The sequence below is a fragment of the Pseudomonas sp. KSR10 genome (assembly GCF_022355455.1).
Taxonomy (GTDB): Bacteria; Pseudomonadota; Gammaproteobacteria; order Pseudomonadales; family Pseudomonadaceae; genus Stutzerimonas; species Stutzerimonas stutzeri_E.
Genome location: NZ_JAKOEN010000002.1, coordinates 19,535 through 39,665 on the forward strand (window position 1 = coordinate 19,535; position 20,131 = coordinate 39,665).

General features: G+C 62.0%; 13 protein-coding genes. 4 read left to right on the forward strand and 9 right to left on the reverse strand.

Annotated features, from left to right (window positions below):
• Positions 1–42 precede the first annotated feature (42 nt).
• From MCB86_RS00110 to MCB86_RS00145, 8 genes are all read right to left on the reverse strand, one after another.
• Positions 43–846, reverse strand: a complete 804-nt coding sequence (locus MCB86_RS00110; RefSeq protein ID WP_045162312.1) for an enoyl-CoA hydratase/isomerase family protein — start codon at positions 844–846, stop codon at positions 43–45.
• 24 nt (positions 847–870) lie between these two features.
• Positions 871–2,397 (reverse strand): AMP-binding protein, encoded by a 1,527-nt coding sequence (locus MCB86_RS00115; protein WP_239608942.1) that lies wholly within the window; start codon positions 2,395–2,397, stop codon positions 871–873.
• The gene (locus MCB86_RS00120) at positions 2,390–2,905 is read right to left on the reverse strand and encodes a (2Fe-2S)-binding protein (RefSeq protein WP_239608943.1); all 516 of its coding nucleotides are present in this window, start codon (positions 2,903–2,905) and stop codon (positions 2,390–2,392) included. Before MCB86_RS00120 ends, MCB86_RS00115 begins: the two co-directional genes overlap by 8 nt.
• Positions 2,889–3,716 carry an FAD binding domain-containing protein gene (locus MCB86_RS00125; protein WP_045162309.1) on the reverse strand — a complete coding sequence of 276 codons (828 nt, stop codon included), beginning with the start codon at positions 3,714–3,716 and terminating at the stop codon, positions 2,889–2,891. The genes MCB86_RS00120 and MCB86_RS00125 overlap by 17 nt, the downstream gene beginning before the upstream one ends.
• Positions 3,713–6,688, reverse strand: a complete 2,976-nt coding sequence (locus MCB86_RS00130; RefSeq protein WP_239608945.1) for a molybdopterin cofactor-binding domain-containing protein — start codon at positions 6,686–6,688, stop codon at positions 3,713–3,715. The genes MCB86_RS00125 and MCB86_RS00130 overlap by 4 nt, the downstream gene beginning before the upstream one ends.
• Positions 6,689–6,926: 238 nt before the next feature.
• Positions 6,927–7,619 carry an RES family NAD+ phosphorylase gene (locus MCB86_RS00135; protein WP_045162307.1) on the reverse strand — a complete coding sequence of 231 codons (693 nt, stop codon included), beginning with the start codon at positions 7,617–7,619 and terminating at the stop codon, positions 6,927–6,929.
• Positions 7,613–8,017, reverse strand: a complete 405-nt coding sequence (locus tag MCB86_RS00140; protein ID WP_045162306.1) for a hypothetical protein — start codon at positions 8,015–8,017, stop codon at positions 7,613–7,615. The genes MCB86_RS00135 and MCB86_RS00140 overlap by 7 nt, the downstream gene beginning before the upstream one ends.
• Positions 8,018–8,117: 100 nt before the next feature.
• A complete protein-coding gene (locus MCB86_RS00145; protein ID WP_045162305.1) occupies positions 8,118–9,584 on the reverse strand; it encodes a lipid II flippase MurJ in 1,467 nt (488 codons plus the stop codon).
• Positions 9,585–9,867: 283 nt separating this feature from the next.
• Here MCB86_RS00145 and MCB86_RS00150 point away from each other — a divergent pair, with 283 nt between their 5' ends.
• From MCB86_RS00150 to MCB86_RS00165, 4 genes are all read left to right on the forward strand, one after another.
• Positions 9,868–11,112, forward strand: a complete 1,245-nt coding sequence (locus tag MCB86_RS00150; protein WP_045162304.1) for an MdtA/MuxA family multidrug efflux RND transporter periplasmic adaptor subunit — start codon at positions 9,868–9,870, stop codon at positions 11,110–11,112.
• On the forward strand, positions 11,109–14,189 hold the full coding sequence (locus MCB86_RS00155; protein WP_239608951.1) for an MdtB/MuxB family multidrug efflux RND transporter permease subunit: 3,081 nt from the start codon (positions 11,109–11,111) through the stop codon (positions 14,187–14,189). Before MCB86_RS00150 ends, MCB86_RS00155 begins: the two co-directional genes overlap by 4 nt.
• 142 nt (positions 14,190–14,331) lie before the next feature.
• Entirely contained in the window at positions 14,332–17,436 is a 3,105-nt protein-coding gene (locus tag MCB86_RS00160; RefSeq protein WP_045162302.1) for an efflux RND transporter permease subunit, read from the forward strand.
• Positions 17,433–18,893, forward strand: coding sequence for an efflux transporter outer membrane subunit (locus tag MCB86_RS00165; protein WP_239608955.1), 1,461 nt, complete (start codon positions 17,433–17,435; stop codon positions 18,891–18,893). Before MCB86_RS00160 ends, MCB86_RS00165 begins: the two co-directional genes overlap by 4 nt.
• A gap of 53 nt (positions 18,894–18,946) precedes the next feature.
• Here MCB86_RS00165 and MCB86_RS00170 read toward each other — a convergent pair whose 3' ends face one another.
• Positions 18,947–19,939 (reverse strand): TRAP transporter substrate-binding protein, encoded by a 993-nt coding sequence (locus MCB86_RS00170; protein WP_239609065.1) that lies wholly within the window; start codon positions 19,937–19,939, stop codon positions 18,947–18,949.
• Positions 19,940–20,131: the final 192 nt, after the last annotated feature.

Sequence of the window (20,131 nt, forward strand, 5' to 3'; positions counted from 1 at the left end):
CGCGGTGGACGGCACGCGTGTGAGAGTTACCCGCCGCGGCGCTTATTCACCACGAAAGACCGCCTGACGCTTGCCGTGGAACGCCTCGACGCCTTCCTTGAAATCTGCCGAGCTGCGCAGCCGGCTGTAGCAGTGGCCTTCCATTTCAATGGCGACTGTCAGCGGCGCGTCCTCGTTGTCATTGATCAGCTTCTTGGCGGTGCGCTGGGCCAAGGGCGAGAAACGACGCAGTTCGTCGACCAGCGCGTCCACGGTGCTTTCCAGCTCGCCGTCCGGTACGCATTCAGTGGCGATGCCCCAGTCGTAGGCCTGCTGACCGGTAATGCGCTTGGCGCGCATGACCATGTGCTTGGTGCGCGTGATGCCGATGATTTTCTGCAGGCGAGCGGAGCCGCCGGACCCTGGAATCTGGCCGAGATTCTGCTCGGGAAGGGCGTAGCGGGTGGTCTCGGACGCGATGCGGAAATCACATGCCAGCGACAGCTCGAAACCGACGCCAAAGGTGTAGCCACGGTTAGCGACGATGACCGGCTTGGTGCAGCGCGCCGGTGCCGCGACGTTCCAGGCCAGCTTGGAGACATGCTCCGGGGAGGCCTCGAGAAAGCCTTTGATGTCGCCCCCGCTGGAGAAATGTTCGCCCTGGGCGCGCAGCACGATGACGCGAATCCCGTTGTGTGCATCCAGGGCTTCGAATACTTCGCGCAACCTGTCGCGTTGGCTCATGGCGATCACATTGAACGGCGGGCGACCCAGAATCACATCGGCGCGTTCGCGGTCGAGGCTGAGCTCAACGGTGAAGCCGTCGAATTGGGTTTCCATAAATTGTTCGATCTGCTGGTTATTCATCGTGTTTCCTCATTGTGAAGGGGATCAGCTGACGGTTTCGGAGCCGTATTGCGCCACCAGCATGCGGCGCAAGATCTTGCCGACCGGGGATTTGGGGATCTGGTCAATGAATTCGTAACGGCGTGGACGCTTGAAACGAGCGAGTCCCGAGGAGACGCAATGGGCGTCCAGTTCGGCTTCGGTCACCGGGTGGCGTAATTTGATGAAGGCTGCGATCAATTTGCCCCACTGCTCATCGGGGAGCCCGACCACCGCGACCTCCTCGACGGCCGGGTGCAGCGACAGCGCGTTTTCAATCTCGGCTGGGCTGACGTTCTCGCCGCCGGTGATGATCAGGTCATCGACTCGGCCGGTCACAAAGAGGTCGCCATCCTCGTCGAAAAAGCCGGTGTCGCTGGTGAAGTACCAGCCCGCCTGGATTGCCTTGGCGTCGGAATCGGGGCGCTTCCAATAGCCTTCGAAGGCCTCATCACTGGCCAGGTCGGCGATGATCTGACCTTCCTCGTTCGGCTTGCAGAGGTCGTCCGGCGAGGTGCTGCCCAGTGCGACGACACGGATGCGCTGATTGAGCGCACTGCGCCCGGATGAACCCGGCTTGCTGCTGGCCTTCTGGTCGATGGTGAAGGTGTAGATTTCGGAGCTGCCGTAGTGGTTGACGAACAGCTCCGGCTTGAACGCCTGATCGACCCGCTGCATCAGGCCATCACTCATCGGCGCGCCAGCGAAGCCGAGCTTGGTCACGCTGGCGACACGCTCGGGGTTGAAGGCGGGATGCTCGATGAGCATGTGATACAGCGTTGGTACCAGATACAGGTTGGTGATGCGCTCGCGCTCGATGGCATCCAGCGTTGCTTCGACATCGAACTTGGGCACGCACACGAAATGACCGTCGAGCAAGGCCATCGACAGAAGGGAACGCACACCCATGGTGTGATACAGAGGCATGACGCCCAGGGTGCGCTCCTCATGGCCGTAGAGATTCTGCGCCACATGCGCCACGGCGGAGGCTCGTTCGGCGCGATGGCGGCGGGGCACGCCCTTGGGCCGACTGGTCGTGCCTGACGTGTAGAGCATGAGCGACCAGTCTTCAGGGGAGGCACGCAGGATCGTTTCGTTCGGTGGCTGAGCGCAGAGCTGCTGAAAACTCATGACGCTGTCGCCCACTGGCCCGCCGAGGCTGATACAGCGGATATTCTTGACTGCGCAACCCTCCACGGCGCTCCGCCCAGAGTCGTCATAGACCAACACGCGAGCCTCGGCGTCCTTGAGGCACCATGTCAGGTCCTCCGTGGTGCAGCGCCAGTTCAGGGGCGTCATGATGATCCCGCTGAACTGGCAGGCCCAGTGCAGCGTGGCCATTTCCCAACGGTTCTGCATGACGGTGACCAGATGGTCGCCCTTCGTCAGGCCCAATTGCTCGAGGCCGAAGCTCGCGCGCTGAATGTCATCGAACCAGGCCTCGTAGGTTTTCCTGAGCTCGCCATCGCTGATCGCGATCGCGTGCGGTCGGCGCTCGACCGCGGCGAGAAAGCTGCGTCCAAGGTCAAACATGGTTGTCGTTCTCCACGGTGTTTTCTTGTCGTTGTCGTGACACTTCCAGTACCGCCTGGACCATGCCGGTGTAGCCGGTGCAGCGACACAGATGCCCGGAAAGCATGTCGCGGACCTGCGTTTCATCCGGATTCGGCATACGCTCCAGGAATTCGACGCATGACATGAGGATCCCGGCGGTGCAGAACCCGCATTGCAAGGCGTGATGACGGCTGAACGCCTGTTGCAGGTCGTTCATGATGTCGTCGCGGGCCAGCGATTCCACGGTGTCCACGCGGCGGTCATGAGCCTGTACCGCCAGCATCAGGCATGAGCGCGAGGCCACGCCGTCTACCAGTACCGTGCAAGCCCCGCACACGCCGTGCTCGCAGCCCACGTGCACGCCGGTGGCGCCCAGCTCGTGGCGCAGAAAGTCGCACAGCTGCATGCGAGGCTCGGCCAGGGCTTCGCGCTGGCGGCCGTTGAGTTCCACTTTGACGGGGAAGCGCTGGTCAGCTGGCGCGTGCATGGTCGGTACCTTCGATCAGTTGTTGGCCTAGCTCGCGCACCAGCTGACGCCGGTACGCCGCGCTGGCGTGTACATCGTCCTGCGCGCCAAGCGACCAGGCGAATGTGTTGAGTGCGTCCTTGAGTTCCGCGCCCAATGGCAACCGGCGTAGGACCGAGCGATCAGCCACGCCGCCAATGCCAAGGTCTACCTGGTCCTGTCTGATGCAGGCGGCCAGCGCAACCAACGCGAAGTCGCCATGGCGCATCGCAACCTCACGAAAGCGATAGCTGACACCGGGTTCGAGCAGCGGAAAGTGCACTTCGACGACTAGCTCGTCTGGGCGTTTTTCTGTGGTCAGCACGCCCTGGAAGAACTGCTCGGCCGGCAGCTCTCGACGTTTACCCTTGAGTGATTCGAGTACCACCGTGCCGCCTAGCGTGACCAGGCACAGCGGGATCTCGGCGCTAGGGTCGGCATGGGCGACCGAGCCACAGACGGTGCCCCGGTTGCGGGTCTGGAAATGACCGATCCACGGCATGGCTTGAGCCAGCAGGGGCACTTCATGGACCAGGCTGGAGCGGTCCAACAGCTCCACCTGGCGCACGGCAGCACCCACGACCAGGCGGTTTTTTTCCAGCTTCTGATAATGCAGGTCGCTGGCGTGGTTGATGTCGATCAGCACCTTGGGTTGCGCCAGGCGCATGTTCAGCACCGCCATGAGTGACTGCCCGCCTGCGATGATGCGGGCGTGCTCGCCGTGTTCGGCCAGTAGCTGCAGCACCTCGCGCTTGTCAGCGGCACGGATGTAATCGAATGCGGCGGGTTTCATTTCTCACCTCCGAGACCCAGCAACGTGCGCAGCCGCTGCCACAGGCTGGTTTCCACTGGCTTGCCCGTCAGTCGATGCGCTAGCCGTGTGAATATCTGGCCGATGATCACTTTCGAAGCGCTCTGCAACATGCGTCCGCCGACCGCGGCGACCTTGCCGCTGACCGCGGCGTCGTAGGCGTAATCCAGGCGCGTATAGCCGCTTTCCAACTCGATGAAGGTCACCTTGGCGCTGCCGGTAGCGGAGCCCATCGGGCTGTTGCCTGAACCGGACAGCCGCAATGAATGCGGAGGCTCAAGGTCCGTAAGCCCGACGCGAGCGGCGAAGCGCGCGCGAATCATGCCAACGCCCACTGTCACGTCGGCGCGGTAGTGGTGCTCGCTTTCCAGCTCGAGCGCGTGGCAACCGGGGATGATCGCCTTGAGTGTTTCCGGATCGAGCAGGGCGTCGAACACCGCCTGCGGCGGTGCCGGAATCTCGACCGAATCCTGGGCCTGCAGGGCAGAGCCGCCCGCCACCCGTGGACTGTGCAGCGTGACACCTTCGGGCGGAGGCGGCTCGTCGATGCCGATCATGGTGCGGACCCGTGAAGGCGTCAGCGGCAGCTTGATGTCGGAACGTCCCAGTGCGTCGGCCATGGCATTGGCGATGCACACCGGTGTGCTCATGTTGTTGCCTTCGCCCACGCCCTTGGCGCCAAGCGGAGTGAAGGGCGAGGGCGTTTCCATATGCAGGATCAGCGGCTCGATAGCCTCGGGAGCGGTTGGCACCAGGTAGTCGGCAAAGGTACCCGACAGGAAGCTGCCGTCTTCGCCATACGCGAATTCTTCCATCAGCGCCACGCCGAGCGCCTGGGTGAAGCCCCCGCGGATTTGTCCGTCGACCAGCATCGGGTTGAGGATGCGGCCGGCGTCGTGGCAGGTGACGTAGCGGTCTATCTGTACCTCGCCCGTGATCCGGTCCACCTCAAGACCGCAGTAGTCGAAGATGAAGCCGTAGCACAGCGAGCTGTTGATGCAGTCGTTGTCATCCGGAGCGGTCAGCTGCGACGGCGTCCAGAATGCGGTTTCGCGTAGCCCACCTTCCTCGTTATCGGGAAGCAGGCCTGGCGACCAGTGGGTGGACCCCGCGATACGATGGAACGCCTGGCTGGGGCCGTCCTCGACAAATACCTTGCCGTTGGCAAAGCGCAACTGGTCGGCCGGCACGTCCCACATCGACGCCGCAATATCGGCCATACGCTCGCGAATTCTCACGGCGGCCTTGTAGACAGAGCCGGCAACCGCACCGGCAAAACGGCTGGAATAATTGCCGGATGCGATCGACCAGGCGTCCTTGCCGGTGTCCAGCTCGACATTGACGTTGATGCTGTCGAGCGCCACGCCCAGCACCTCCGAGACGATCTGCGCCACGACGGTCTGATGCCCCTGACCCTGGGGCGTTGATGAAATATGCACGGTGACGCCACCGAGCGGGTCGACGCTGACCGTGGCGGTGCTGACCGCACCGTTCTTAGGCCCGCTCTTGCGTCGTTCCTCAGGCGTCATCGCCGTGGTGATATAGCCCATGTTGGATATCGACGGCTCGACTACCGCGGTGTAGCCAATGCCATAAAGGCGGCCTTCGGCACGGGCCTGTTCGCGGCGCCGTAACAGTTCATCGAGCCCACCCTCACGAACGGCGAGATCGACCGTCGCGGGGTAATCGCCGGAGTCGAGTAGGGCCCCGGCAGCGGCCCGGTAGGGAAAAACGCCCGCTGGTACGAGATTGCGGCGAATGACCTGCAACGGGTCCAGCCCCAGCTGGCTGGCGACCTTGTGCATCAGGCGCTCGAGCGCGAAATACACCTGGCCGCCGCCGAACCCGCGGTTGAGACCGCTTGGGACTTTGTTGGTGAGCACGACGCGATTGCGCACCGACAGATTGCGGATGGCGTAGGCACCCGACAGGTTGCCGTGCATGCGGTAGAAGGTAGCCGGCTCCGGCGCGCGCAGGTAGCCACCGCAGTCGTCGATCTGGTCATAGTGCAGGGCGGTCACGCGCCCGTCGCTTTCGACCGCTGCCTGAATCTCGCAGACCCGGTTGGTTGCGCTGGACGAGGCTTGCAAGTGTTCCAGCCGGTCCTCGACCCACTTCACCGGTGCGCCGACCTTGCGTGCCGCCAACCCCATCAGCACCACGTAGGGGAAAACCCCCTGTTTGATGCCGAAGCTACCACCCGAGTCTGGCGGCGTACGAAGGCGCAGACGATTGCCGGGTACGTTCAACGCACGCGCCATCACCGAGTGCAGTGCATAGGGGCCCTGAAAATTGGAAAGGACGTCATAAGTGCCGGTTGTGGGCTGGTATTGCCCCAGCACCACGTAACACTCGATGGGCGTACAGGAGTTTCGCGGGTAATGGACCTTGATCGAGACCCGGTGAGGGGCGGTTTCGAACGCCTGCTCCGGCTCCCCATAGTGGAAGTGTCGCTCGTTGACCACGTTGCTGCCGACCGCTTCGTGAAGCACGGGGGCGCCGTCTTCCGCCGCGGCCTCCGGATCGATGATCGGCGGGAGCGGTTCGTATTCGACCCGCACGGCATCCAGCGCGTCCTCGGCCAGGTAGCGGTCTTCGGCGATCACCACACAGACCGGCTCGCCAACGTAACGGGCTTTGTCGATCGCCAGGCACCAGTGTTCCATGGGCGCACGAACGCCCACAGGGAACGGATTTGCCCAGCGTTTGACATCTTCTCCGGTGAGGACGCCATGCACGCCCTTCATGGCCAGCGCAGCGTCCATGTCTACCGAGATGATGCGGGCGTGGGCATGAGGAGAGCGGACAATGGCAGCGTGCAACGTGCCGGGTGGAACGGCGACATCGTCGGCATAGCGGCCCAGCCCGCGCAGTAGCGCCGCGTCCTCGACGCGACGCTGGGACCGTCCTATCTGGCCGACCCCGTTCTTGGCAGTGGGTTGGTAGGTGTTCATACGGGACTCTTGTTCTGATGTGTCCCGAGTATCGAAGAGCGCCCGGCCAGGCCGCCTTGCCTGTCGCTATGAAGTTTTGCCCATGGGTTTTGGAATTTACCGCTGAGTCTGATTTTGACGATAAAGCCTGCTCGCGCGATGGGAATGGAGCCAATAGGCGCGCCGCTTGCGATCAGGGCGATGCGGCCTGAACCCAGGAGATTTTCTGGATTTATGAGCGCTTGCTGTTATGGCGCGCTTAAATCGCGCTGACGAGACTGACGCTGGAAATTCGACCGTTCCAGATCATTTCGTAATGAGCGGTCTGGACGATGGACAGCACCGGCTTTGGTGTCATCAGCGCCCAGCATTCCTGGTCTTCTTTGCGTACCGAGCGGTATCGCAAGCCGGGCTTGCCGGAGGCTTTCACCGAGCGTCCGAGGCGACGGCCTTGAGCGTAATCATCGGGATCGTAGATGGGGTCAGTCATCGGGACGGACGTTGCGTCGAGCATCCCGGCTTCGTTGAATCGGCACGACAAGCCGCGGAAGACGAACCGGTCGTAATTCAAGCCATGAACTTTCGACCAATACTGGTCCTGGTGATAGCGCACTTCGGCAAGGGCCGTATCCATCGTGCTGGCCAGGTAAAGCACGCCGAAGGTGCCATCGCTGAACCGCGACCCCGCGGGGTTCACATGGGTAAAGGGACTGGTTGCGTATGAGCAGCCCGGAATGCCGAAGGGGATTTCCGTACGGGGTATCAGCTCGAGGCGCCCGGTCTCGTTGTGGAGTCTCGGGTTCGTCAGGGCTTGCAACTGATACAGCGTGTCGAATTCGGCCGCGTCTGCAACATCATCGAACAAGGCAATAGGCGGAAACTTCGAGTTAACCAGCCGATACGCCTGCAGCTGGGCGTCAGCCCGCTCCGGCAACTCGCCCAGCGCTACCATTGAGCCCCCCGTAGGCTATCGATGCGCCGGAACGATTCGTACAAGGAGATCATGTCGCCCTGGGCCATGATCTCCAACGGCGAGCGTCCGTTGAAGAACTCGTTGTGGTTGGCCATGGCAGGGAAACCGTAGACGTTTTCCGGGTTATCGAAAACCAGCCGTAGCGCGGCGTGAATGTTGAGCACGAAACTGATGCGTTGCATCTGGTCCGGGTCGAGGTTCACCGACCAACTGGCGTCACCCAACTTGGCGCGCGCATGGGTACTGCGCGAGATCCGCAGGATGTTGCAAGCCTGTTCGGTGGTCGCCTGCCACTTCTCAAGAATATTCACCGCGGCTCGCAGGCCCGTTGCGCATTGATCCTTCGTAAACGCCGGTGCTGGGAGAATTGCTGTCATGGCTTATGTGCCTGCTTTGATTCTGTAGACGCAAACATAGCATTTATTGTGTCTGTAGACAAAGGTTGCAGCAAGGAGCCCATCTCGGAGCACGGAGCCGTCAGGCTTTCTTCATCGACCAATAGGTGGGTTTGAACAGGTCTCGCTCACCCAGCAGCACTACGCCGACAGCGAAGGCACAGAGCACCAGCGCGATATACAGGCACAACTGCAGCAACCCCTGCGGCGCGGGCAGCCAATGCAACGCCGTGGCGACTGCAGCCGCGGTGGCGAGCCAACGCAAGAGCACGCCCGGCGCCAGCCCTGTGGGCGACGCACGATAGACGTACAGTCCCATGAACAATGCCTGCATTGTCGCGCCGCAGGAGAAGGCGAACGCCAGGCCCTCTGCACCGTACGGAGCGTAGAGCAGTGCGTCGAGGCCGATCGTCAGGGCAGAGCTGATCAACGTGATTACCAGAAACAGACGTGACTGATGCTGAGCCAGGAGCGCGCGTCCCCAAAGCAGCGCCAGCCCCATTGCAGGAAGGCCCAGCGCATACAGGATCACCAGCGATGCCGTCGCGTCGGTTTGCGGTGCACCGAACTGACCTCGCTCGAGTAGCACCGATACCACCGTTTGCGGGAACGAACATAGCACCACCGCCGCCGGCACCAGGAATAGCAGGGTGGCCAGCAATCCTTTGCGTATCACTGCGGCGTGGCCGCTGAGATCGTCGTCGTTCCAACTCGAGACGAAACGAGGAAAGAGCACCGCTAACACCGACAGCGCATAGAGCGTGAGCGGAATGGTGACGATGCGGAACGCAAAGGACAGCATGGTGATGCTGCCTTCATCCAGGAAGGAAGCGAACATGCGCTCGGCAAGAATGCAGCCTTGCTGCGCCCCGGCGGCCAGCAGAACCGGCGCGAATGCGAGGCCGAAGCCGCCCGCATGCCCCGTCGTCTCTACGGTCTTGGCTCCACGCAGATAGGCGATGCGCCGATGTTGCACCAGTATCAACCCCAGTTGGGGCAGCAGCATGCCGATGAAGATCACCATGCCGGTGGGCTGGAACAGCAGGATCCCGATGATCGCGCCGGCGTTGAGCAGTACCGTGCGCGTCATCGGCAGGATGAACACTTCATCCATGTTGAGCAGCGCCCCCTGGCAATACAGGACAGCCTGAACGGCGATGAGCGCTGCGCCGACGCAGAACACGATCTGGCCGGAGGCAACTTGAGCGTCTGTCCAGCCGGGCGCCAGCAGGTTGAGGATCCAGTAGCTGCCGACGACGGCGACGCCACTCACCGCTGCGCCCATAAGCATTACCCGCCAGTAGAGCCAGCGGCTGACGGTCTCAAACAGGGCTTCGGACTGGCTACGCAGCTTTTGCAGGTACGGGATCATCGCATCGCGCAGGGCGAGACCGAGGAAGTTCTCGAAGAACATCGGCAGGATCAGCGCGACGAAGATAAGGTCCGCTTCCCAGCTCAGGCCGAAGGCCTTGGCAATGAACAGGTCGCGTAGAAAACCGAGGAGAAAGCTGGCGACAGTCAGCGCCAGGATAACCAGTGATGCGTTCATTCCTTGATCCTGTGCAGACCATTATCGGGTGGCCTGATGAATAGCGGTATGTCGACCAGATGCAGTGGCTCGTCGGAGCAGTTCCGCTGAGTCTCGCTCGCCAGCGCTCCGGAGAACGATACATAGACTGGAAGGCTCAAGCATGGTTCCTGGGACCTGATCGCAGGTTTTGCGGTCCGTTTTGCTCAGGACAACTCCGGATACGTAAAAATGCCGTAAATCTCCTTTGCGAGCGGCGTGCGACTGCTTATGGTTCACGCTCATTTCCAAGCGAACCCCGTTCATGTCCGAGGCAAACACTTCTTCTACCGGCTCCGTATGGCGCTGGCTGATCATTGGCGGCATGATCATCGCGATCGTACTGCTGCTCTGGTGGCTATGGCCAACCGCCGCCGAGAAACCGAAACAGCAACCTGGCGGGCGTCCGGCTTTCGGTGCGTTCGGTGGCCCGACACCGGTACGGGTCGCGGTGGTCGAACAGGGCCGGTTCGAGGTTTATGCCAAGGCGCTGGGTACCGTTACGCCCCTCAACACGGTAAATGTGCGCAGCCGTGTGGCTGGCGAGCTGGTCGAAGTGCGCTTCGAAGAAGGCCAGCGGGTGCAGGCCGGCGACTTGCTCGCCGTGATCGATCCGCGCCCCTACGAGGTGGCGCTGCAACAGGCGGAAGGTACGCTGCAGCAGAATCGCGCGCTGTTGCAGAACGCGCAGGTCGACCTCAAGCGTTATCGGGGCTTGTTTGCAGATGACAGCATTGCCAAGCAGACCCTCGACACGCAGCAGGCGCTGGTCAACCAGTACCAGGGCACACTCGCCGCGAATCAGGCGGCGGTCAACGAGGCCAAGCTGAACCTGCAGTTCACTCAGATTCGCGCGCCGATCGATGGCCGCGTCGGCTTGCGCCAGCTGGATCAGGGCAACCTGGTCGCGGCCAACGACACCACGCCGCTGGTGGTCATTACCCAGACTCAGCCCATGGCGATCAGCTTCACTCTGCCGGAAAGCGACCTGCCGCCGGTCATTTCGCGTTTTCGTCGCGGCGACGAGCTGTCGGTGCAGGCCTGGGACCGTGGCGAGCGGGTGCTCTTCGGCGAAGGCGTACTGGAAAGCCTCGACAACCTGATCGACACCACCACCGGTACGCTGAAAATGAAGGCCCGCTTCGATAACGAGGCGGAGCTGCTGATCCCCAACCAGTTCGTCAACATTCGCCTGCGCGTGGAAACCCTGGACGACGCGATTCTGATTCCGTCAGCGGCGTTGCAGTTCGGCTCGCGTGGAAACTACGCCTACGTCGTCGGGGAGGATTCGAAGGTCGAGCTGCGGGTGCTCGAGGTGGGCCCGAGTAATGGTGACAAGACGGTCGTCACCAAAGGGCTGAGTGTCGGCGAGCGGATCGTCATGGAAGGCACCGATCGCCTGCGTGACGGCAGCGAAGTCGAAGTGGTGGATCGCCAGACGCTCGCCGAAGAAGCGGCCGCAAATCCGAAAGTCGATACCCAGAGCGCCAAGGAGCGTCCGGCGCGATGAACCTGTCGCGGCTTTTCATTCTCCGGCCGGTGGCGACCACCCTGACGATGATCGCGATCCTGCTGGCCGGGTTGATCGCCTATCGCATGCTGCCGGTTTCGGCGTTGCCGCAGGTGGATTACCCGACCATTCGGGTCATGACGCTGTATCCAGGAGCCAGCCCAGAGGTGATGACCAGCGCCGTGACCGCGCCGCTGGAGCGCCAGTTCGGGCAGATGCCCGGGCTAACCCAAATGTCCTCGACCAGTTCCGGCGGCGCGTCGGTGATCACCTTGCGGTTCTCGCTGGAGGTCGAGCTGGACGTGGCCGAGCAGGAGGTCCAGGCGGCCATCAATGCCGGCAGCAACCTGCTGCCGAACGACCTTCCGGCGCCTCCGGTGTACAACAAGGTCAACCCGGCGGATACACCAGTGATGACGCTGGCGATCACCTCGGAAAGCCTCGCACTACCGGAACTCCACGATCTGGTCGATACGCGCATGGCACAGAAGCTCGCGCAGATCAGCGGCGTGGGCATGGTCAGTATCGCCGGAGGGCAGCGCCCCGCGGTGCGCATTCGAGTCAATCCGGAGGCGCTCGCGTCCTACGGCTTGTCGCTCGCCGATGTACGCACCTTGGTGACCAGCTCCAACGTCAACCAGCCCAAAGGCAATTTCGACGGCCCGACGCGGGTATCGATGCTCGATGCCAACGATCAACTGAAAACGCCGGAGGAATACGCCAATCTCATATTGGCTTATGAGAATGGCGCGACACTGCGACTGAAGGATGTCGCTCACATCATCGATGGCGCCGAGAACGAGCGCCTCGCCGCCTGGGCCAATCAAAGCCAGGCCGTGCTGCTGAATATCCAGCGTCAGCCCGGTGCCAACGTGATCGAGGTGGTCGAGCGTATTCAGGCGCTGCTTCCCGAGGTCACCGCCAGCATGCCGGCCGGTCTCGATGTGGTGGTGCTCACCGACCGCACGCAGACCATCCGCGCCGCGATCACCGATGTGCAGCACGAACTGTTGATGGCCACCTTCCTGGTCGTGATGGTCACCTTCGTGTTCCTCAAGCGTCTGTCGGCGACCATCATTCCCTCCATCGCGGTGCCGCTGTCGCTCATCGGCACCTTCGCAGTGATGCATCTTGCCGGATTCTCACTGAACAACCTGACGCTGATGGCCCTGACCATCGCGACCGGTTTCGTGGTCGATGACGCCATCGTGATGTTGGAGAACATCGCCCGCCACGTGGAGGAGGGCGAGACGCCACTGCAGGCCGCGCTCAAAGGTGCCAAGCAGATCGGCTTTACGTTGATCTCGCTGACGCTGTCGCTGATCGCCGTGCTGATTCCGCTGCTGTTCATGCAGGACGTGGTGGGGCGTCTGTTCCGCGAGTTCGCCATCACCCTCGCGGTAGCCATCCTGATCTCGTTGGTGGTGTCGCTGACGCTGACGCCGATGATGTGCGCCAAGTTGCTAAAGCCAGCCACGGTGGAGAAATCCAAGCCGGATTGGGTCGAGCGCCTCATCGGCGGCTACGCGCGCTGGTTGACCTGGGTGTTGGGCCATCAGGCGCTGACCTTGCTGGTCGCGGTGGTGACCCTGGGGCTGACGGTGGTGCTGTATCTGGCTGTGCCGAAAGGCTTCTTCCCGGTGCAGGACACCGGCGTGATCCAGGGCATCAGCGAGGCGCCGCAGTCGATCTCTTTTCGAGCGATGAGCGAACGGCAGCAATCGTTGTCCCGCGTGATTCTCGCCGATCCGGCGGTGGCCAGCCTGTCGTCTTATATCGGTGTCGACGGCGACAACGTGACCCTCAACAGTGGTCGCCTGTTGATCAACCTCAAGCCTCACGCCGAGCGCGACGTCACCGCGAGCCAGGTCATCGATCGGCTGCGCCCGGAGCTGGCGAAACTGCCGGGCATCGAGCTGTACATGCAACCGGTGCAGGATCTGTCGATCGAGGACCGGGTCAGCCGCACGCAATTCCAGTTCAGCCTCGAATCACCGGATGGCGAGCTGCTGAAGGAGTGGACGCCACGCCTGGTCGCGGCCCTGCGTGAACGCCCTGAGCTGACTGACGTCGCCAGCGACCTGCAGAGCGATGGTCTGCAGATCTATCTGGATATCGACCGCGACGCCGCGGCGCGGCTGGGTATCGGAATATCAGCGATCACCGATGCGCTGTACGACGCCTTCGGTCAACGCCAGATCTCGACCATTTTTACCCAGGCCAGCCAGTACCGCGTGGTGCTCGAGGCGGAGGCGGGCAACCGTCTCGGGCCGCAGGCATTGGAACAACTGTTCGTGCAGAGCGAGGGAGGCACCCCGGTGCGACTGTCGAGTCTGGCAACGCTGGAGCAACGCAGCGCGCCATTGTTGATCAATCACATTGGCCAGTTCCCGGCCGTGACATTGTCATTCAACCTGGCCGACGGTGTGTCGCTGGGCAAAGCGGTGGAAGTCATCGAAGGCATCGAAGCCGAGATCGGTTTGCCGGCCGGCATCCAGAGCCGCTTCCAGGGCGCCGCCGAGGCGTTCCGCGCATCGCTGTCGAGCACCTTGCTGCTGATCCTGGCGGCGGTGGTGACCATGTATATCGTGCTGGGCGTGCTCTACGAGAGCTATATCCATCCGATCACCATTCTGTCGACGCTGCCATCGGCCGCAGTCGGCGCCTTGCTCGCGCTGTTGCTGACCGGTAACGACCTGGGGCTGATCGCCATCATCGGCATCATTCTGCTGATCGGTATCGTCAAGAAGAACGCGATCATGATGATCGACTTCGCTCTCGAAGCCGAACGGCAACAGGGCATGAGCCCGCGAGACGCCATCTATCGGGCAGCATTGCTGCGCTTCCGTCCGATCCTGATGACGACCCTGGCCGCTCTGTTCGGTGCGGTACCGCTGATGCTGGCGTCCGGCTCGGGTGCAGAACTGCGCCAGCCGCTGGGGCTGGTGCTGGTCGGCGGGTTGTTGCTCAGCCAGTTGCTCACGCTATTCACCACGCCGGTGATCTACCTGTTCTTCGATCGCCTGGGCAATCGCTTTGCCCGCAAGGACGCGGCAGGGCAGGAGGCGCGCGTATGACCGGCAACATTCGGCCAGCAACGCTATGCGATCCCGTGGCTATTTCTCGGATGGGTTGCACCCGTCCTAGGTGCAGGGATCGGTTCGGGCAGGGCTTCGGTTTATCGTCCCACTTCTCGCTTCGTGCTTCCGGTTCGCATCCATGAACCTCTCGGCGCCCTTCATCGCCCGCCCGGTGGCGACCATGTTGCTGAGTCTGGCGATTCTGTTGTTAGGCGGAGTCAGCTTCGGGCTGTTGCCGGTGTCGCCACTCCCGAACATGGATTTCCCGGTCATCACGGTGCAGGCCAGCCTGCCAGGGGCGAGCCCGGAAATCATGGCATCGAGCGTGGCGACGCCGCTGGAACGCTCGCTGGGCAGCATTGCCGGTGTCAGCCAGATGAGTAGCCGCAGCAGCCAGGGGTCGACGCGGATCATCATCCAGTTCGACCTCGAGCGCGATATCAACGGCGCTGCCCGAGACGTGCAAGCGGCGATCAATGCTTCTCGGAACTTGCTGCCCAGCGGTATGCGCAGCATGCCGACTTATCGCAAGATCAATCCTGCCCAGGCGCCGATCATGGTGTTGTCGCTGACCTCCGAGGTGTTGAACAAGGGGCAGCTCTACGACATCGGCTCGACCATCCTCGCGCAGAAGCTTTCCCAGGTGCCGGGTGTCGGCGAGGTGCAGGTTGGTGGCAGTTCGCTGCCGGCGGTGCGCGTCGAGCTGCAGCCGCAGCAGCTGGAGCAATACGGTGTGTCCCTAGACGAGGTCCGTCAGACCATCGCTGCGGCCAACGTGCGCCGCCCCAAAGGCATGGTCGAAGACGATGATCGACACTGGCAGGTGCAGGCCAACGATCAGCTGCACGAGGCGGCCGACTACCTGCCGCTGATCATTCGCTATCAAGACGGTGCGGCATTGCGCCTGAGCGACGTGGCCAAGGTCCGCGACGGTGTTGAGGATCGCTACAACGACGGTTTTTTCAACAACGACCGGGCCGTGCTGCTGGTGATCAATCGCCAGGCCGGCGCCAACATCATCGAGACCATCGAAGGCATTCGCAACGAGCTGCCCGCACTGCAGGCCATCGTTCCTGGCAGCGTCAACATGGCGGTGGCGATGGACCGCTCGCCGGTCATTCGCGCAACGCTGCACGAGGCCGAACGGACTCTGCTGATCGCGGTGGGCCTGGTCATCGTCCTGGTGTTTCTGTTCCTGGGAAGGTTGCGTACCGCACTGATACCGGCGCTGGCGGTGCCGGTATCATTGGTCGGCACGTTTGCCGTGATGTACCTGTTCGGCTTCTCGCTCAACGTGCTGTCGCTGATGGCCTTGATCCTGGCCGCAGGCCTTGTGGTGGACGATGCCATCGTGGTGCTGGAAAACATCGCGCGGCATATCGACGAAGGCGTACCGCCGATGCGTGCGGCCTATATCGGCACCCGTGAGGTAGGGTTCACCCTTTTGTCGATGAACCTCTCGCTGGTGGTGGTGTTCGTCTCGATCCTGTTCATGGGCGGGCTCGTGGAGCGGCTGTTCCGCGAGTTCTCCATCACTTTGGCAGCCGCCATCCTGGTCTCGTTGCTGGTCTCCCTGACGCTAACACCCATGCTTTGCGCCCGCTGGCTAAAGCCACATCAGCCTGAGCACGAAGGCCGCCTGCATCGTTGGAGCCACGACGCTCACCAATGGCTGTTGCGGCATTACAACCGGTCCCTCGGATGGGCGTTACGTCATCACCGCATCACGCTTTTTACCTTGCTGGCGACCATCGGTCTCAATGTCTTCCTGTATATCCAGGTTCCCAAAACCTTCCTTCCACAGCAGGATACCGGCCAGCTGACCGGCTTTATCCGCGGCGACGACGGGCTGTCGTTCCAGGTCATGCAGCCGAAGATGGAAGTCTTTCGCAAGGCGGTGCTGGCCGACCCAGGAGTGGAAAGCGTGGCGGGCTTCATCGGCGGCCAGGGCGGCATCAACAATGCGTTCATGATCGTCCGGCTCAAACCGCTGGCTGAGCGCAAGATCTCCGCACAGAAAGTGATCGAGCGGATTCGCAAGAACCAGCCGAAAGTGCCCGGCGGGCGCATGTTCCTGATGGCCGATCAGGACCTGCAGTTCGGTGGCGGTCGGCAGAGCAGCTCGGCGTACTCCTACAACCTGCTGGCCAGCGACCTGGACGATCTACGCACCTGGGTGCCGCAGGTCACCCGAGCGCTGAAGGCGCTGCCGGAACTTACCAGCATCGATGCCAATGAAGGCGAGGGCGCACAGCAGATCAGCCTGAAGGTGGATCGCGATGCCGCCAAGCGGCTCGGTATCGACATGAGCACGGTCACCGCGTTGCTCAACAATTCCTTCAGCCAGCGGCAGATATCCACCATTTACGAATCGCTTAATCAGTATCAGGTGGTGATGGAAATCGATCCGCGTTACGCCCAGCATCCCGAAGTGCTTGAGCAGATTCAGGTGATCACAAGCGATGGCCGGCGTGTTCCGCTGGCAGCCTTCGCACGTTACGAACGCAGCCTGGAAGAGGACCGGGTCAGCCATGACGGGCAGTTCGCCGCCGAGAACATAGACTTTGATCTGGCCCCCGATGTCAGCCTCGATCAGGCGACACGGGCCATCGAACGAGCGGTTGCCGCCATCGGCATGCCGAGCGAAGTCCAGGGGCGCCTGGGCGGCACCGGAGATGTGTTCAAGTCCACGCAGGAAAGCCAGCCCTTGATGATTCTGGGGGCTTTGCTGTTGGTGTACATCGTGCTCGGCATTCTCTACGAGAGCTACATTCACCCTCTGACAATTCTGTCCACGCTGCCTTCGGCCGGTGTGGGCGCGCTGTTGGCGATCATCCTGACGCGAGAGGAGTTCAGCCTCATCTCGCTGCTTGGACTGTTCCTGCTGATTGGTGTGGTGAAAAAGAACGCGATTCTGATGATCGACCTTGCCCTGCAGTTCGAACGTAACGATGGACTGTCCCCAGCCGAGTCGATCCGCCGGGCCTGCTTGCTACGTTTCCGCCCGATCCTGATGACCACCATGGCGGCCATTCTCGGCGCGTTGCCCTTGCTATTGGGCGGCGCGGAAGGTGCCGAGATGCGCCAACCGCTGGGATTGACCATCATCGGCGGTTTGTTGCTCAGTCAGATGCTCACGCTTTACACGACGCCGGTGGTCTACCTGTACCTGGACCGGGCGCGTCATCGTTTCAATAGCTGGCGCGGTATACGTACCGACGCCGCCCTGGAAAATCCGCTATGACCTCGTTGTGTTCGAAGTATTCCGTGCGCCCGCTGGCCCTCTTCGTGATGGCGTTTTCGCTGGGCGCCTGCACCCTGGGCCCCGACTACCAGCGCCCTGAGCTGCCGCTGGCTGCAGAATTCAAACAGGCCGAAGGTTGGAAGAGCGCGACTCCGTCTGATGTATTGCAACGCGGCGATTGGTGGACGCTCTACGGCGATGCCGAGTTGAACGCGCTGGTCGGGCGGCTGAACGTCTCCAACCAAAATCTGGCTGCCGCCGAGGCGCAATATCGACAGGCACGCGCGCTGGTGCGTGGCGCGCGTTCGCAGCTGTTTCCAGTGGTTGGGGCCAGTGGCGGCGTATCGCGAGGTGGACAGGGCAGTTCAACCAGCAGCACGCAAACGGGCATTGGTAGCAGCGGGGTGAGCGAAAGCTATGAAGTAGGGCTCGATGCATCCTGGGAACTGGACATATGGGGCCGGCTGCGGCGCAATCTGGAAGCCAATCGCGCCGACATGCAAGCCAGCGCGGCGGACCTAGCCGCGGTTCGCTTGAGCCTGCAGTCCGAGCTGGTACAGACCTATCTGCAGCTACGCGTAATGGACGAGCAGCAGCGCTTGCTCGATCAGACGGTCGCGGCGTACGCGCGCTCCCTGCGTCTGACAGACAACCAGTACCAGGCCGGCATCGTACCTAGATCGGATGTCAGCCAGGCACGAACGCAACTGAAAAGTACCCAGGCGCAGGCCATCGACTTGCGTTGGCAGCGCGCGCAGATGGAGCACGCTATTGCGGTGCTGATCGGAGTGCCACCGTCGGAACTGAACATCGCCGAGCGCCGCGATATTCCACAGTTGCCCGACGTGCCGCTGGCGTTGCCATCGCAATTGCTGGAGCGCCGTCCGGACATCGCCTCGGCCGAGCGTCAGGTGATGGCCGCCAATGCGCAGATTGGCGTGGCCGAAGCGGCCTGGTATCCGGACCTGACCCTCAGTGCCAGCGGCGGCTATCGAAACAGCAGCTTCAGCAACCTGATCAGCCTACCCAATCGCTTCTGGTCGCTGGGCCCGCAACTCGCGCTGACCGTGCTCGACTTCGGCGCACGTCGCGCCGAACTGGAACAGGCCGAAGCCAGCTATGACCAGACAGTGGCTACCTATCGGCAGACCGTGCTCGACAGCTTCCGCGAGGTCGAGGACAGCCTTGTGCAACTGCGTGTGCTGGCCGAGGAAGCAGTTGTACAGCGCGAAGCACTGGAGGCGGCGCAAGAGTCACTAAGGCTGATCGAAAACCAGTATCGCGCCGGGACCGTCGACTTCCTCAGCGTGGCAACGGTGCAGACCACCGCGCTGAACAACGAGCGCACCAATCTGACATTACTGGGCGATCGCTTGACCGCCAGCGTGCAGCTGATCGCGGCGCTGGGTGGCGGCTGGGACATCCAGCAACTGGATACCGAGCTGGATCCGCAATAATCACCAGGCGAAAAAAAACCAGGCCGAGGCCTGGTTTTTTCTGCTGTGCTCGATCACTGACGCTGCTTGCGATTCACCGTCTGTGCCGCCTTGATGATGTCGGCGCCGATTACCGGTTCGAACTCCTTCCATACTGGCCGCATGGCTTCCCGCCAGGCTTCGCGCTGTTCGGGGGTAAGCTCGATGATCTCCGAGGTGCCCGCCTTGCGGATGCGCTCGCGGTCGGCCTGGTTGGCTTCCTCGGCGGCGCGGTTCACCTCGTAGGTCACCTCATCGATGATGCCTTCCAGTTCGGTACGGATCAGGTGCGGAATGCCGAACCAGAACCGTGCGTTGCTCACCAGCATGTAGTCGAGCACGCCGTGATTACTCTCGGTGATGTAGGGCTGCACGGTGTGCATCTTCTTGCTGTAGATGTTCGACCAAGGGTTTTCCGCGCCCTGGACCGTGCCGTTCTGCAGCGAGGCGAAAACCTCGGCGAAGGGGAGCTTTTTAGTGGTCGCACCCACTTGTGAGAACTGTGACTCCAACACCGCCGAAGGCTGGATGCGGAACGCCAGACCGGCTGCATCGCCCGGCAGGCGCAGTGCCTTGGTCGCCGACAGTTGCTTCATGCCATTGTGCCAGTATGCCAGTCCGGTGATGTTTTCCTTTTCCATCGAACGCAGCAGCTGACGCCCCTTGGCACGCTTCTGGAAGCGGTTGACGGCTTCCAGGTCGTCGAACAGGAACGGCAGGTCGAATACCTGCACCTGTTTGGTGTACTTCTCGAACTTGGCCAACGAGGGTGCCAATAGTTGAACATCATTGTTGCTTAGGGCTTCCAGCTCATGGGCATCGCCGTACAGCGTGGAGTTGGGATAGACCTCGACGGTCACTTGGCCGGGCAGACGTTCCTCGACCAGTCGCTTGAACAGCAGCGCGCCTTTGCCCTTGGGGGTGTCTTCAGCGACGACATGGGAGAACTTGATGACAATCGGCTCGGCCTCGACGGCGGTCGCGGTTAGCGCCAGCACCAGACCGGCGAGGGTGATGATCGGCTTGATCATTGAAAGGCTCTTTATTTTGGTTGGTTGGCATTGCGTCCGAGGACGCGATTGAGCTTCAACGGGGAGTTATGCCAAATAAGCCGAACCACCTAAAGCGCTTTCTCGCAAAATTCATGATTGGATGAACGGGAGCGGGCATGGATCACAGTTTGCCGCTTGCCTCGCAGCTCTGCGCCGAAGCAACGGCGC